The sequence below is a fragment of the Microvirga calopogonii genome (genome assembly GCF_003347665.1).
Taxonomy (GTDB): Bacteria; Pseudomonadota; Alphaproteobacteria; order Rhizobiales; family Beijerinckiaceae; genus Microvirga; species Microvirga calopogonii.
Window position 1 is genome coordinate 417,745 of the sequence record NZ_QDGA01000001.1, and the last position, 14,657, is coordinate 432,401.

The window sequence follows — 14,657 nt, forward strand, 5'->3', positions numbered from 1 at the left end:
CAACGGTGCTTTGGTTTCACCCATAGTCGTGCGATTTCAACAATGATAGAAGGAGAACACGAAAAACACCCTTGAGGAGGAGACGACGCCATGCGCGAGGTCGGACATTTCATCGGCGGCAAGCAGGTTGCCGGCAAGTCGGGTCGCACCACCGAATTCTTCCAGCCCATGACCGGAGAGGTTCTCGGCCGGGTGGCCCTCGCCTCCAAGGACGAGCTGCGCCAGGCGGTCGAGAACGCGAAGGCCGCACAGCCCGCCTGGGCCGCCACCAACCCGCAGCGCCGCGCCCGCGTGATGATGAAGTTCCTCGAACTCATCGCCAAGGAGACCGACAGCCTCGCCGACATGCTCGCCCGCGAGCACGGCAAGACGATCGCCGACGCGAAGGGCGACATCCAGCGCGGCGTCGAGGTGGCCGAGTTCTGCACCGGCATCCCGCATCTCCTGAAGGGCGAGTTCACCGAAGGCGCCGGTCCGGGCATCGACATGTATTCGATCCGCCAGCCGCTCGGCGTCGTTGCTGGCATCACGCCGTTCAACTTCCCGGCCATGATCCCGCTGTGGAAGCTCTCGCCCGCCATCGCCTGCGGCAATGCCTTCATCCTGAAGCCCTCCGAGCGCGATCCGGGCGTGCCGATGCGGCTTGCCGAGATCATGATGGAGGCGGGCCTTCCGGCCGGCATCCTCAACGTGGTCAACGGCGACAAGGAAGTGGTGGACGCGATCCTCGACGATCCGGACATCAAGGCCGTGGGCTTCGTCGGCTCCTCGCCCATCGCGCAATACGTCTATTCCCGCGCCGCGGCGAACGGCAAGCGCGCGCAATGCTTCGGCGGCGCCAAGAACCACATGATCATCATGCCCGACGCCGATCTCGACCAGGCGGCGGACGCACTCATCGGTGCCGGTTACGGCTCGGCGGGCGAGCGCTGCATGGCCGTGTCGGTGGCGGTTCCCGTCGGCAAGGCGACGGCCGATGCGCTCATGGACAAGCTGATCCCCCGCGTCGAGAGCCTGAAGGTCGGCCCCTCCACAGATCCGTCCGCCGATTTCGGCCCGATGGTCACCCGAGCCCACATGGAGAAGGTGCGCTCCTACGTGGACATCGGCGTCCAGGAAGGCGCCAAGCTCGTGGTCGACGGCCGTGACTTCAAGATGCAGGGCTACGAGAACGGCTTCTACATGGGCGGCTGCCTCTTCGACGAGGTGACCACCGACATGCGCATCTACAAGGAAGAGATCTTCGGGCCCGTCCTGTCGGTCGTGCGCGCCAAGAACTACGACGAGGCCCTACGCCTGCCCTCCGACCACGAATACGGCAACGGCGTCGCGATCTACACCCGCGACGGCGACGCCGCCCGCGACTTCGCCTCCCGGGTGAACGTGGGCATGGTCGGCATCAACGTGCCGATCCCGGTGCCGCTCGCCTATTACACCTTCGGCGGCTGGAAGGCCTCGGGCTTCGGCGACCTCAACCAGCACGGCCCCGACGCGGTGCGCTTCTACACCAAGACCAAGACGGTCACCTCCCGCTGGCCGTCCGGCATCAAGGAAGGCGCGGAATTCTCCATTCCGACGATGAAGTAAGTCATCACAGACATGGCCGGGACCTGGCTCCCGGCCATTTGCTTTCAGGGCCGCATCTTTTTGACGGCACCCCGGACCACTTCGCCGCAGAATGCTCTAGATCCAAAGTCGGGGTGCACGAAGCGCCTCTGTCGTGACGATTTAGGACCATGACCCAGTTCTCTCTCACCGAAGATCAAATCGCCGTCCGCGACATGGCCCTTGCCTTCGCGGCGGACAATCTCGCTCCCCATGCCCTCGAATGGGACGAGAAGAAGCATTTTCCCGTGGACGTGATGCGGGAGGCCGCCTCCCTCGGCATGGCGGCGATCTACACCCGCGACGACGTGGGCGGATCGGGCATGACGCGGCTCGACGCGGCGCTGATTTTCGAGGCGCTCGCCACCGGCTGCCCAGCGGTCTCGGCGTATCTTTCGATCCACAACATGGCGACCTGGATGATCGACCGCTACGGGTCGGAAGAGCAGCGCCAACGCTATATCCCGCGCCTCGTCACCATGGAGCTGATCGCGAGCTATTGCCTGACCGAGCCGGGCTCGGGCTCGGACGCGGCAGCGCTCAAGACCAGGGCCGTGCGCGACGGCGATCATTACGTCGTCAACGGCGTGAAGCAGTTCATCTCGGGTGCCGGCACCTCGGACATCTACGTGACCATGGTGCGCACGGGCGAGGACGGCCCTTCGGGCATCTCGACCCTGGTGATCGAGAAGGACATGCCGGGCGTGTCCTTCGGCGCGCAGGAGAAGAAGATGGGCTGGAACGCGCAGCCCACCGCAGCCGTGATCTTCGAGGACGTGCGCGTGCCGGTCGCAAACCGGCTCTCGGACGAGGGCCAGGGCTTCAAGATCGCCATGTCGGGCCTCGACGGCGGGCGTCTCAATATCGGCGCCTGCTCGCTGGGCGGCGCGCAGGCTGCGCTCGACAAGGCGCTGGCCTACACGAACGACCGCAAGGCCTTCGGCCGGCGCATCGCGGAATTCCAGGCGCTCCAGTTCAAGCTCGCCGACATGGCGACCGAACTCGAAGCCGCACGCACCTTCCTGTGGCGTGCGGCCTCCGCTCTCGACGCCAAGGCGCTCGACGCGACGAAGCTCTGTGCCATGGCGAAGCGCATGGCCACCGACGTGGGCTTCCAGGTGGCGAACGACGCCCTGCAGCTTCATGGCGGCTACGGCTATCTCGCCGATTACGGCATCGAGAAGATCGTGCGCGATCTGCGCGTTCACCAGATTCTGGAGGGCACCAACGAGATCATGCGGCTCATCGTGGCGCGCGATCTGGTGGGACGCGGGAATCGGTGATCTTGAGCAATAGATTGCACCCTCAAGCCCTCATCCTGAGGAGGACCCTCAGGTCCGTCTCGAAGGACGAGGGCGTTTCCAGCGCACACTGGAATCTCCTTCGAGACGCAGACTGCGTCTGCTCCTCAGGATGAGGATTGAAATGAATATTGCTATTCGATCGCTTGGCCTCGGCTTCGGTCTCGCTGCCGTCATCTTCGCGCTGTTCCATGTCGCCGGCCCATGGTTCTTCCTCGAAGGACGCCGGCCGTTCCAGCTCAACTTCACGGTCGGAGGAGCGCTTGGTTTGGTCCTCGGCCTGTCCGCCCCGTCGATCCTGCGCGTCCCGGCGAAAGCAGCGATCCACGCCATGGCTTTGACCGCTGTCCCAGGCATGCTGATCATGGCGGCCGTCGGGTCGCATTTCGCCGTGTTCTTTCCGCAGCTCGATCCGGGACTCGACAAGGTGTTCGGATCGCTGATGCTGTGGTTCTACGGGTTCGCATTGGCGGGATCGCTCTGGAGAGCGCGCAACGCGTGACGGCAGCCCTCATCGCAACATCGCAAAACAAGACGGGAGGAGTCTCATGACCAACATCGCCTTCATCGGCCTCGGCAACATGGGCGGCCCCATGGCGGCCAATCTCGCCAAAGCCGGACATTCCGTCACCGGCTTCGACCTGTCGCCTGCCTCCTGCGATCAGGCGCGGAGCGACGGTGTGAGCGTCGCCGCATCGACCGTCGATGCGGTACGGGACGCCGAAATCATCGTTACCATGCTGCCGGCCGGCAAGCATGTGCTCTCGGTCTGGGCGGACATCCTCCCTTCGGTGAAGGAAGGCACGCTGTTGATCGATTGCTCGACCATCGATGTGGAGAGTGCCCGCAAGGCGCATGTGATGGCGCGCGAGCAGGACCGCAGCCTGTCGAGCCTCGACGCGCCGGTGTCGGGCGGTGTCGGCGGCGCGAAGGGAGCGACGCTCACCTTCATGGCGGGCGGCGCCAGGCAGGCGTTCGACAGGGCTGAGCCGATCCTGTCGAAGATGGGCAAGAAGGTCGTTCATTGCGGCGAGGCGGGCGCCGGTCAGGCGGCGAAGATCTGCAACAACATGATCCTCGGGATCTCGATGATCGGCGTGGCGGAAGCCTTCGTGCTTGGTGAAAAGCTCGGTCTCTCGCATCAGGCGCTCTTCGATGTCGCCTCCACGTCCTCGGGCCAGTGCTGGTCGCTCACCACCTACTGCCCTGTGCCGGGACCGGTGCCGGCTTCCCCGGCCAACAACGGCTACAAGCCGGGTTTCGCCGCGGCCCTGATGCTCAAGGACCTGAAGCTGGCCCAGGAGGCCGCTCTCGCGTCCGGAGCCCCGACGCCCCTGGGCGCGGAGGCGGCGCAGCTCTATGCCCTGTTCAACAATGCCGGGCACGAGGGCGACGATTTCTCGGGGATCATCAACTTCATCCGCGGGCAGAAGGGCTGAACGAACCGGGGATCCGGCATCGGCGGTCACGGCAAAGGAGGGCTATACCCCTCCTGGAGGCGAGACAAAGGAAGGCGTGTGTTGCATCGCACCTACAGCTTTTCACATTCTCGTCCATTAGGCTTTCCGCTCCTGAATGCTCAACCGTCGATTGCCTGACCGCATGATCCGCCCCGTTGCCCAAGCGGCCAATCCCTCAGCCGATGCCGCCGCCATGCTGCGGCGCCTCGGCTTCGCGCTCCTGTTCTTCGCCGTCCCCCTGGCGGCTCTGTTCACGCGGCGTGCCTTGGTCGTCATGGCGCCCCTGGCGGTCATTCTCCTCGTCCTCGCCTCGGTGCTCGAGGGAAGCGCCAGAAACGCCTGGGACAAGCTGATTACCCTTGCCACCTCCCCGGGCGGCATCGCGGGGCTCGTCCTGCTGCTCTGGGCCGGGCTGTCCCTGGTCTGGACACCGTTCCTGCCGCAGGCTTCCGAGCGGCTTTTCAACATCGTCGGCATGGCCCTCATGGGCCTTGGCGGATATCTCGCCATTCCCGAGCGGATGCGCTCGGCCAATCTCTATCTTCTCCCCGTCGGCGTCGGCCTCGCGGCCGTGATCGCCATCGGCCTGACGCTCACCGGCGGCAGCCGCTTCGACCCGGGCGGCCCGAGCCTGGAGCGCGGCATGCTCATGCTCGTCCTGCTGGTCTGGCCCGCCATCGCCTGGCTGCATTCCCGGGGACGCAATCTGGAGGCCCTCGGCCTCGCGCTTGCCGTGGCCGTCTGCTCCCTCCTCACCCGTGACGGCCTGCCCCTCTACGGCTTGGCCGCAGGCGCCATCGTCTTCGTCATCACGGCCTGGAACCCGGTCCTCGGCGCTCGCCTGACGGGGTTCGTCATGGCGGGCCTGCTGCTGTTCGCGCCGGTCCTTCCCTTCATCCTGAAGCCGGTGGCGGCAGGGCTGCTTGGCGCAGGTTCGCCGGCAACGCTCGGCCTTGAGGCTTGGCGCAACGTCATTCTCGACGATCCGCTGCGGCTCCTGACGGGACACGGCCTGGAGACGGCCCTGCGCGGACGCTTCTTCGGGTTGATGCCGCCGAGTGCTCCGTCGACGCTGCTGTTCGAGATCTGGTTCGAACTCGGACTCGTGGGTGCCGTGGCCGGCAGCGTCCTGCTGTACCAGATCGTGGTCGGCGCAGAGAGCCATCGCGCCACCGTGGCGCCGAGCATCATGGCGGCGTTCGCCTGCACCTATGCGCTGGGCTGCCTCGGCATCGGCACCACCCAGGTCTGGTGGTTCACGGCACTCCTGGTCCTGGTCCTGATCTTCGTCGCCATCGAGCGAGGACAGTTCCGCACGAAGCGCCCCAAGGCCGTTCTGCGCCGCACACCATAAAGGCCTCGTTCTTCCTCGTCGTGAAGGATTGACGGAAGGGCATCGCGTCTGCTTGGCTGGCGCCTTCCGGATTCTTGACCCCGAGGAACGACATGCCGATCATCAACCGCGTCGCCGATCTTGCCGATGAAATCACCGCCTGGCGCCGCGACTTCCATGAAAACCCGGAGCTGCTGTTCGACGTGCACCGCACGGCCGGCATCGTGGCCGAGAAGCTGAAGAGCTTCGGCTGCGACGAAGTCGTGACAGGCCTCGGGCGGACCGGGGTCGTCGGCGTGATCCGGGGCCGCTCGAACAATTCCGGTAAGGTGATCGGCCTTCGCGCCGACATGGACGCGCTTCCCATCGAGGAGGCGACGGACGTTCCCCACAAGTCCAAGGTGCCGGGCAAGATGCATGCCTGCGGCCATGACGGCCACACGGCGATGCTGCTCGGGGCGGCGAAGTACCTGGCCGAGACCCGCAACTTCGACGGCACGGCGGTGGTGATCTTCCAGCCGGCCGAGGAAGGCGGCGGCGGCGCCAACGAAATGCTCAAGGACGGCCTGCTGGAGCGCTTCGGCGTGCATGAGGTGTACGGCATGCACAACATGCCGGGCATTCCCGTGGGCCAGTTCGCCATCCGGCCGGGCGCGATGATGGCCGCGGCCGACCGGTTCACGATTCAGATCGAGGGCAAGGGCGGCCATGCGGCGCGTCCGCACGACTGCATCGATCCGGTGGTCATCTCGGCCCACATCATCACGGCCCTCCAGACGATCGCATCGCGCAGCGCCGATCCGCTGGATTCGGTAGTGGTCTCCGTCTGCACCGTGAAGGCGGGCGAAGCCTTCAACGTGATCCCGCAGACCGCGACCCTGCTCGGCACCGTGCGCACCCTCTCTCCGGACGTGCGCGATCTCGCCGAGACCCGCATCCGCGCCATCGTGGAGAACGTCTGCGCGGCCTTCGGCGCGAAGGCCGAGGTCGAGTACGACCGCGGCTATCCGGTGACCATGAACGACCCTGACAAGACGGAATTCATGGCGAACGTCGCGCGTTCCGTCGCGGGCGAGAACGCCGTCGACACCACGGTGCTCCCGCTCATGGGCGCGGAGGATTTCTCCTACATGCTGGAAGAGCGCCCGGGAGCCTACATCTTCCTCGGCAACGGCGACACGGCGGGCGTCCACCACCCGGCCTATGACTTCAACGACGAGGCGAGCGCCTACGGCGTCTCGCTCTGGGCGAAGATCGTCGAAACCGGCATGCCGGCGCGATAGAGCATCGAACGCAAAAGTGGGAACCGGTTTTGCGTGAAAAGATGCGAGAAGCTTAACTCCGCTCAACAAAAAACCGCCGCCGGATCGTCTCCGGCGGCGGTTTCATTTTATCTCGCGTCAGTGCAGGACCATGTTCGTGAACGGCGAGACATAAGCCTGCAGCATGACGAGTCCGCCGACCAGGCAGGCGAGCACGATGGAGTGCCAGAACACGAAGCGCAGGATGCTTCCCTCATGGCCGAACCAGTTCGTCGCCGTGGAGGCCACGACGATGGACTGCGCATCGATCATCTTGCCCATCACGCCGCCGGACGAGTTCGCCGCCGCCATGAGGATGGGCGACAATCCGAGCTGCTCGGACGTGATCTTCTGCAAGCCGCCGAACAGCACGTTGGACGCGGTATCGGACCCCGTGAGCGCCACGCCGAGCCAGCCGAGCAGCGTGCCGAAGAACGGGTAGAGAATGCCGGTCCCGGCAAAGGCGAGGCCGAGCGTCGCGTCGACGCCAGAGAAGCGCGTCAGCGTGCCGATGGCCAGCATGGCCGCGATGGTGATGAGCGAATAGCGCAGCACCCAGATGGTCTCGAACCAGGCCGTGACGAGCCGCAGGGGCGAGAAGCCCATGACGAACCCGGCGATGATCGCGGCGATCAGCACGCCCGTGCCCGTGTAGGACATGTAGGTGAAGGCGAAGACGGCGGGCTCCGCCGTGGGATTGGCCACGATGGGCGCAACCTTCTGCACCATGTTGTGCAGGCCCGGAACCGGGTAGCTCCAGGTGAAGATCGGGTTGACCAGCGCCTTGAACCAGCCCGTGCCCCAGATGGCGACGATCACCGACAGGATGATCCACGGCACCCAGGCCCGGAAGACCTCGTCGCGGCTCGGCTTGGGCGCCACGTTGGCCGTGCCGGCGCCCAACGGAGCCGGACGCGGCATGGTGGTTGCGGAGACGTCGTGCGTGCGAAGCGCCGGGGACGTCCAGATCTCTCTCGGGCGCCAGATGCGCATGAAGCCGACGAGGCAGGCCATCGAGATCAGGGATGCGCCGATATCGACGATCCAAGGGTTGATGTAGTTCGAGATCAGGAATTGCGGAATCGCGAAGGATATGCCGCAGACCAGGATCGCCGGCCACACCTGCATCATGCCGCGGAAGCCTGCGAACACCCAGATCAGCCAGAACGGCACGATCAGCGAGAAGAAAGGCAGCTGCCGACCGACCATTGCACCGAGCACGTAAGGATCGAAACCTGTGACGGAGGCAAGACCTTGGATCGGCGCGCCAAGAGCACCGTAAGCCACGGGAGCCGTGTTGGCGATCAGCGAAAGGCCCGATGCGGCGAGCGGGGAGAACCCGAGCCCGATGAGGATCGCGCCCGTCACGGCGACCGGAGTGCCGAATCCGCCGGCACCTTCGAAGAAGGCACCGAAAGCGAAGGCGACGAGAAGCAGTTGCAGGCGGCGATCGGTCGTGAGGTCGCCGACGGATTGCTGAAGCGTCGCGAACCATCCCCTTTCCACCGTGAGCCGGTAGAGAAAGATGACGTTCAGGATGATCCATCCGATCGGGAACATGCCGGTCGCAACGCCGAACAGGGCGGCGCGCGTGGCAAGCCCCGCCGGCATGGTGAACAGGAAGACCGAAACCGCAATGGCCGCGAGAAGGGCGATGACGGCGGCGATGTGCGCCTTCACCTTGCCCGAGGCGATCATCACCAGAAGCAGAACGACGGGAATCGCCGCTGCTATGGTCGACAATGTTGCATTGCCGAATGGATTATAGACTTGGCTCCACATGAGCTTTCCCCCTAAACCCGCCAGCGCAAGCTGGCATGCATGGCGTAGCGGTCAGGCCAGAGCGGTCTTTCCGCCTCCGGGGAAAAGCTAGAACGTTGTCCTACTGCGACAATATGAACTTGAGTGGTATATGGCGGTTCCGACCGCTAATCCTTGCTCGAGCAGGCGAGCATGCCCTCGAGATCGATGTAATGGCCAGCCCGGTCGCGCTTGGCTGCCAGATAGCTGACGTTCTCCGCCGTCGGACGACCCAGCACCCGGTGATCGGAGATGACTTCGAGACCTGCCTTCGCCAGCGCCCCGATCTTCTCGGGGTTGTTGGTCATGAGGCGGACCTTGCCGACGCCCAGCTCCTTGAGCATCACGGCGGCGAAATCGAAGCGGCGCTGATCGGCCTCGAAACCCAGAACCTCATCGGCGTCGTAGGTGTCGTAGCCTTGCGACTGAAGCTTGTAGGCCCTGATCTTGTTGGCAATGCCGTTACCGCGCCCCTCCTGGTCGAGATAGAGCAGGATCCCGCCCTCGCCCGAGGCCATGAAGCGTACGGTCTCGCGCAGCTGGTCGCCGCAATCGCACTTGAGGCTGCCGAAGAGATCGCCCGTCAGGCAGGCCGAATGCAGCCGCACGGCCACGGGCTTCGAGACATCCGGCTTGCCGACGATGATCGCCACCTGATCGCGCAGGCCTTCGCCGCCGCGGAACACCACGAATTCGCTGGCAGGCGCTCCCTCCAGCGGCACCGGGGCCCGGCTGACGATCTTGAGCTCGGCCGCCCGGACCCGGCGATAGCCCCGGATGGCCTCGCCCGACACGCGCACGAGGGACGGATCGATCTCGATTCCCTTGGCCAGCGGCACGACGATCACGGCGGGCAGGACAAGGGACAGGCGGGCCAGTTCCAGGGCCTCCCCGTCCAGCTCATCGGCGGGACGGACCGGCGCATCGATACGGCTGTCGACCCTGAGCGCCAAGGCTTCCACGCGGCCTCGGTCCACCACCGGCAGGGCGACGCGGCCGGGGACCTCGCGCTCAAGGCCGAGGCGGCGAAGCCTTGCCGCCGGCAGGACGAGATGGGCGCGGCCGTCGGCAATGGCCTCGATCTCGGCGCCCATGGCCTCATCCAGGTCCTCGACGCCAACGGCGAGCACACTTGCGTCGGCCCCGTCGATCACCACGGGCCGGGCGCTGCGAAACTCCATGATGGCCCGTTCGACCGAGGTCGTGGCGGGGTTGTCGGACAGACTCAGGGTCAGGCGCATTCTCGAATACTCGGGCAATCAGTCTCAAATCTGGCAGGAGACGAGGGTCATCAGGGCCGAAAAGCCCCTGAAGCCACGCTTCAGGACGATTTTCACCCTATCACAGGCCTCCCTCGATCCCTAATCCCATACATGCGATGGCAGCCATGCCTAATCAACAGGCTCGCCTGCAAGGGCCTCTTGGCTCGACGGCATAATCGGAGCGCGCTATCTCTGGCCCTTCCCTGCGCTTCAGCTTCCGTAAAGACAATTGATGATGCCCTCTTTCCTGTCCCGGCTTTTCGCCCTTGGATTCCTCGGCCTCGCCTCGACGGCCAACGCCGCCACACTGGATGGCCTGGCCGTGGACGTCACGAACACGAGCGAGCCGGTGCTCTGCGCCGAGAAGGACAATGTGGCGATCAACTTCGCCTCGCCGGAGGTGAAGCATTTCCAGATCGAGGCCGTGCATCCGGCCTATCTGGGTTCCCTGCGCCAGGATCGCTGGGAACCTGACTGGACCGCCTGCGAGGACATCTCGGAGGAAACCTCGGCCAAGCCGCACCCGACCATGTCGACCCTCTATGAGGATGCGGATCTCCGCATCATGGGCCTGTCCTTCACCGAGTTCTGGCGTCCGAGCGACGTCACGGTGACCATCGGCGACAAGGTCATGCACAAGATCCACCTTCTGCAGCTTCTCAAGAAGCGCGGCGACAAGGCGGTGGAAGTGCTCGTGATCTATCCAGGCGATGGCTACTGGCGCATCAAGCCGCTCCCGCCCGAGCATCTGGACTGGACCTCCTACGGCTCCTCCTTCCTCGTCGGCCCGGTGGAGTTCGACCAGCGGCCCGTGGTGAACCTGAAGGACGTCGCCTTCGACCCCAAGACCATGACCTTCACGCTGACCCTGGCGAAGGGCGGCAAGGCGAGCGTCGCCGTGAAGGCTCTCAACGAGGAGCGCATGACCCTCGATGTGGCTTTCGAGCAGGGCATCTCCGGCCTGCCCTTCGCAGGGCTTCGCTCCATGTACGTGACCGAGTTCAACGCCGATGTGGCGCGCATCGCCGTGCGCGAGGAGAAGGCACGCTCCTGGCGCGAGGAGCCGATCATGAACTTTCAAGGATCCAAGGTGACCGATGCGTGGATGGGACGGCTCGTCCCGTCCCGCCACAATACCAGCGCGCCCGACATGATGTTCAACCGTTTCCGCTCGGAGCCGGGCGCCTCGCGCTGAACCACACGCTCAACGCCGAGACGAGGCGGCCGTCGATCAGGATGAGCCCTGCCCCGATCAGGGCCATCCCGGCCATATGCCGGATTGCCAGGGTCTCGCCGAGGACGAGCACGCCGAGCAGGATCGCGCTGACCGGGATGAGGAAGGTCACGAGACCTACATTGGTGGCGCCCGCCCGCGCGAGCAGGCGGAAGAAGATCAGGTAGGCGAAGGCCGTCGAGACGAGGCCGAGAGCCACGAGGGACAGGATCGCCCCCGTGCTCGGGATCGCCAATGTCCAGGGCCGGTCGACGATCAGCGCGGCGGGCAGAAGAAGCACACTCGAGACCGTGACCTGACCGGTCGCCGTGGCGAGCGGCGGGATTCCCATGGTTTTGAAGCGCCGCCCGAAAACTCCGGAAAAACCATAGGACAGGGCCGCGCCGAGAACCGCGAGCTGGGCGAGAATGCTCGTATCCAGGGACGCGAAGGCCGCGGCCCCGATCATCACGGCGACACCGACGAACCCGACGATCACGCCTGCGAGCCGCTGGCCCGTCAGGCGCTCATCGTCCGTGAGGTAATGCGCCACGATGACGGTGAAGAGCGGCGTCGTGGCATTGAGAATGGACGCCAGGCCGCTGGAAATATGGCCCTGCCCCCAGACGATGAGGGTGAACGGGATGACGTTGTTGAGGATCGACATGCCGAGGAAGGCGATCCAGACCTGACGGCCGCGCGGCAGATCCACCCCCATGAATCTCAGAACGAGGAGCAGCGCCGAGGCGGCCGTGACGACCCGCAGGGCCACAATGGTCAGGGGCGGCAGCTCTCGGACGGCTAATCCGATGAAGAGGAATGAGCCGCCCCAAACAACGGAGAGGATCCCCAGCAGCGCCCAATCGGACGCATTCATGGTCTTCTGAATGGATGCTTGTGCCATCATGTCGGTTCCGGAATTCGCGCACCGGGATGACACAAAGCGGATCGCCGGACGACCCGTTTTCTGTGGTCGCGAGACGTCATACCACGTCCCATTGCTTCGGCACGCCAGCATCTCGCCCGGTCCGGCGGCAGTCAGCAGGAAAGAACCGTGTTGCAGGAACGTTTTCCCGGTTCGCAAGCACGAATCCAACCTCCCCGCGGGCACGTGACAATGTGACGATAGGGCATGAGGATTGCAGCGGGAACTCGACCCGCCTCCCGACAATCCACAGCGAAAATCCCGAAACAGGAAAGGTTTGGTTTACGATGGCGGAAAGTGCCTCCTCGCCTTTACCACTCCTTCACGGCTTCGGAGCGAACCTCGCGCTCGCAATCCAGCCCGTGTAGCGCTTAAGCCATGACCCAGCAGCTCTCCCGCGAACCGACCTACAGCGCCCGCCATCAGGCGGTGCGGTCGAGCTTCTGCGTGCTGCCCCATGATCCCCGGCCGGCCCGGAACGCCAGCTTCATCTTCGGCCGCTCCGATTCGCGCTACCGCCCCCTGCTCAACCAGGAGGAGCGGGACCGGCTGCATCTCTGGGCCATGATCGTCGCCCTGTCGTCGTCGGTGGCGGGCACGACCCTGCTGCTGACCGCCATCCTGCGCTGATCGCTTTCACCGCAACGGCCAGACCAGCATGATGAGCGGCACGCCGACCACCACCACCAGGATCGACAGCGGCAGACCCAGCCGCCAGTAATCGCCGAATCGATAGCCGCCCGGCCCCATCACCAGCGTATTGCACTGGTGCCCGATGGGCGTGAGGAAATCGCACGCCGCCCCGATGGCCACCGCCATGAGGAAGGCATCGGGCCTGTAGCCGAGCTGGGTGGCGAAGCTCGCCGCGATGGGCGCCATCACCAGCACGGTCGCGGCATTGTTGAGGAACGGCGTCACGGCCATGGCGGCCACCATGATGAGCACGAGCGCTCCGGTCGGAGGCAGCATGCTTGCGGTCGAGGAGAGCCAGCCGGCGATCAGGTCCGTCCCGCCTGTCGTGCGGATCGATTCGCTGACCGGGATCAGCGCCCCGAGCATGACGATGATGGGCCATTCGACGGTCTCGTAGGCCTCACGCAGGGTCAATGATCCAAACAGCATGAGCAGCACGCCCGCGCCGAAGAACGCGATGGCGACCGGCAGGATGTTGAACGCGACCAGGAGCATGGCGCCGGCGAGAATCGCCGCCGGCAGGAGACTTCTACGAGCGCTTCCCAGACGGATCTCCCGTTCCGCCAGCGGCAGGCAGCCGAGATCGCGCAGGGTGTCGGGGAGCCGCTTGAGGTTGCCCTGCAGCACGATGACGTCGCCGGAGCGCAGCGTGATGGTGCGCAGCCGCTCCTTGAACCGTTCGCCACTGCGGCTGACCGCGATCAAATTGACACCGAAGCGTTCGTAGAGGCCGATCCGTTCGGCTGAAAGGCCACTCAGAGCGGAACTCGGACCGACGATAGCCTCGATGACGCCGATCTCGTCCGTGGCTTCTTCGATCTGCGGCAGCCGGTGTTCGCGGCTGAGCCTCAAGCCGGCCCGCGCGACGGTGCTCTCGAGCGCGTCCGGCTCTCCCTCGAGCATCAGCACATCGTTTGCCTGGATCAGGGCGTCTGGGAGAGGCGAGGAACTGCGGGTCTCATGGCGGATGATGGCCGCGACCTTCACCTCTCCATTGGCAAGCTTGCGAAGATCCGCCACCGTCTGCCCGGCCACTTCGGACTCGGGGATGACGCGTGCCTCGGTCACGTAATCCTTGATATCGAGCGCCGCATCGAGGGATGCGGCTCCCTTGCGGCCCTGCGGCAGCAGGCGGTAGCCGAAGGCCAGGAACACGATGCCGGCCAGCGCAATGCCGATCCCGACGGGCGTGAAGTCGAACATGCCGAAGGGCTGGCCCAGAAGCTCCTGTCGCATGCGCGAGACGATGATGTTGGGCGAAGTGCCGATCAGGGTAACGATGCCGCCGAGAAGCGACCCGAAGGCCATCGGCATGAGAAAGCTCGAAGGCGGCGTATTCGTGCGCCGGGCGATCTGGAACGCGACGGGAATCATCATCGCCAGAGCGCCGATATTCTTCACGAAGGCCGAGAGGACCGTCACCACGCTCACCAGAACGATCACCTGGATCTGCGTGGTGCGCAGATACGGCCCGACCCGGTTGAGCCCGGCCTCGAGGATGCCGGACTTCGCAACCGCAGCGCTCACCAGAAGTGCGCTTGCCACGATGACGACGATATCGTCGCTGAAGCCTTCGAACGCTTTATCGGGCGGAACGATGCCGACGAGCACGGCCACCAGCAGCGACAGAACGGCGACGAGATCGTAGCGGAAACGGCCCCAAACGAAGAGCGCCATCATCCCGGCGACGATGGCGAAGGAGAGCATCTGTTGGTGGGTCATGCGCAACGCGAAGGAGAGGAATGTCTATCCTAACGCGTCACG

General features: G+C 65.0%; 12 protein-coding genes. 8 read left to right on the forward strand and 4 right to left on the reverse strand.

Annotated features, from left to right (window positions below; all coding sequences use genetic code 11):
- The first annotated feature begins 90 nt into the window (after positions 1 to 90).
- The 6 genes from DDF70_RS01905 (at position 91) to DDF70_RS01930 (ending at position 6,982) form a co-directional block, all read left to right on the forward strand.
- Complete coding sequence (locus DDF70_RS01905; RefSeq protein ID WP_114943153.1) at positions 91 to 1,587, forward strand: CoA-acylating methylmalonate-semialdehyde dehydrogenase; 1,497 nt, start codon at positions 91 to 93, stop codon at positions 1,585 to 1,587.
- 149 nt (positions 1,588 to 1,736) lie between these two features.
- On the forward strand, positions 1,737 to 2,888 hold the full coding sequence (locus DDF70_RS01910) for an isobutyryl-CoA dehydrogenase (protein ID WP_114943154.1): 1,152 nt from the start codon (positions 1,737 to 1,739) through the stop codon (positions 2,886 to 2,888).
- Between the two features lie 142 nt (positions 2,889 to 3,030).
- On the forward strand, positions 3,031 to 3,408 hold the full coding sequence (locus DDF70_RS01915) for a DUF5367 family protein (protein ID WP_114943155.1): 378 nt from the start codon (positions 3,031 to 3,033) through the stop codon (positions 3,406 to 3,408).
- Between the two features lie 46 nt (positions 3,409 to 3,454).
- Positions 3,455 to 4,345 carry a 3-hydroxyisobutyrate dehydrogenase gene (gene mmsB / locus DDF70_RS01920; RefSeq protein ID WP_114943156.1) on the forward strand — a complete coding sequence of 297 codons (891 nt, stop codon included), beginning with the start codon at positions 3,455 to 3,457 and terminating at the stop codon, positions 4,343 to 4,345.
- 163 nt (positions 4,346 to 4,508) lie between these two features.
- A complete protein-coding gene (locus tag DDF70_RS01925; RefSeq protein WP_114943157.1) occupies positions 4,509 to 5,720 on the forward strand; it encodes a peptide ABC transporter permease in 1,212 nt (403 codons plus the stop codon).
- 92 nt (positions 5,721 to 5,812) lie between these two features.
- On the forward strand, positions 5,813 to 6,982 hold the full coding sequence (locus DDF70_RS01930) for a M20 aminoacylase family protein (protein WP_114943158.1): 1,170 nt from the start codon (positions 5,813 to 5,815) through the stop codon (positions 6,980 to 6,982).
- Positions 6,983 to 7,099: 117 nt separating this feature from the next.
- Here DDF70_RS01930 and DDF70_RS01935 read toward each other — a convergent pair whose 3' ends face one another.
- Together DDF70_RS01935 and ribA are read right to left on the reverse strand one after the other, a co-directional pair.
- Entirely contained in the window at positions 7,100 to 8,782 is a 1,683-nt protein-coding gene (locus DDF70_RS01935) for an L-lactate permease (protein WP_114943159.1), read from the reverse strand.
- Between the two features lie 146 nt (positions 8,783 to 8,928).
- A complete protein-coding gene (gene ribA, locus DDF70_RS01940; RefSeq protein WP_114943160.1) occupies positions 8,929 to 10,041 on the reverse strand; it encodes a GTP cyclohydrolase II RibA in 1,113 nt (370 codons plus the stop codon).
- 253 nt (positions 10,042 to 10,294) lie between these two features.
- Between ribA and DDF70_RS01945 the strand changes: the two genes are divergently transcribed.
- The gene (locus tag DDF70_RS01945) at positions 10,295 to 11,257 is read left to right on the forward strand and encodes a hypothetical protein (RefSeq protein ID WP_114943161.1); all 963 of its coding nucleotides are present in this window, start codon (positions 10,295 to 10,297) and stop codon (positions 11,255 to 11,257) included.
- On the opposite strand, the gene DDF70_RS01950 is transcribed toward DDF70_RS01945, so the two are convergent.
- Positions 11,220 to 12,179, reverse strand: coding sequence for a DMT family transporter (locus tag DDF70_RS01950; RefSeq protein WP_114943294.1), 960 nt, complete (start codon positions 12,177 to 12,179; stop codon positions 11,220 to 11,222). The genes DDF70_RS01945 and DDF70_RS01950 overlap by 38 nt on opposite strands.
- A 399-nt stretch (positions 12,180 to 12,578) precedes the next feature.
- Between DDF70_RS01950 and DDF70_RS01955 the strand changes: the two genes are divergently transcribed.
- Positions 12,579 to 12,830, forward strand: a complete 252-nt coding sequence (locus tag DDF70_RS01955) for a hypothetical protein (protein WP_114943162.1) — start codon at positions 12,579 to 12,581, stop codon at positions 12,828 to 12,830.
- Positions 12,831 to 12,836: 6 nt separating this feature from the next.
- On the opposite strand, the gene DDF70_RS01960 is transcribed toward DDF70_RS01955, so the two are convergent.
- Complete coding sequence (locus tag DDF70_RS01960; protein WP_114943163.1) at positions 12,837 to 14,615, reverse strand: SLC13 family permease; 1,779 nt, start codon at positions 14,613 to 14,615, stop codon at positions 12,837 to 12,839.
- Between the last annotated feature and the right edge of the window lie 42 nt (positions 14,616 to 14,657).

What these genes read in the sequence shown, in the direction of transcription:
- DDF70_RS01905 (WP_114943153.1), top strand. Translation starts at nt 91, where the DNA reads ATGCGCGAGGTCGGACATTTCATCGGCGGCAAGCAGGTTGCCGGCAAG.
- DDF70_RS01910 (WP_114943154.1), top strand. Translation starts at nt 1,737, where the DNA reads ATGACCCAGTTCTCTCTCACCGAAGATCAAATCGCCGTCCGCGACATG.
- DDF70_RS01915 (WP_114943155.1), top strand. Translation starts at nt 3,031, where the DNA reads ATGAATATTGCTATTCGATCGCTTGGCCTCGGCTTCGGTCTCGCTGCC.
- mmsB (WP_114943156.1), top strand. Translation starts at nt 3,455, where the DNA reads ATGACCAACATCGCCTTCATCGGCCTCGGCAACATGGGCGGCCCCATG.
- DDF70_RS01925 (WP_114943157.1), top strand. Translation starts at nt 4,509, where the DNA reads ATGATCCGCCCCGTTGCCCAAGCGGCCAATCCCTCAGCCGATGCCGCC.
- DDF70_RS01930 (WP_114943158.1), top strand. Translation starts at nt 5,813, where the DNA reads ATGCCGATCATCAACCGCGTCGCCGATCTTGCCGATGAAATCACCGCC.
- DDF70_RS01935 (WP_114943159.1), bottom strand. Translation starts at nt 8,782, where the DNA reads ATGTGGAGCCAAGTCTATAATCCATTCGGCAATGCAACATTGTCGACC.
- ribA (WP_114943160.1), bottom strand. Translation starts at nt 10,041, where the DNA reads ATGCGCCTGACCCTGAGTCTGTCCGACAACCCCGCCACGACCTCGGTC.
- DDF70_RS01945 (WP_114943161.1), top strand. Translation starts at nt 10,295, where the DNA reads ATGATGCCCTCTTTCCTGTCCCGGCTTTTCGCCCTTGGATTCCTCGGC.
- DDF70_RS01950 (WP_114943294.1), bottom strand. Translation starts at nt 12,179, where the DNA reads ATGGCACAAGCATCCATTCAGAAGACCATGAATGCGTCCGATTGGGCG.
- DDF70_RS01955 (WP_114943162.1), top strand. Translation starts at nt 12,579, where the DNA reads ATGACCCAGCAGCTCTCCCGCGAACCGACCTACAGCGCCCGCCATCAG.
- DDF70_RS01960 (WP_114943163.1), bottom strand. Translation starts at nt 14,615, where the DNA reads ATGACCCACCAACAGATGCTCTCCTTCGCCATCGTCGCCGGGATGATG.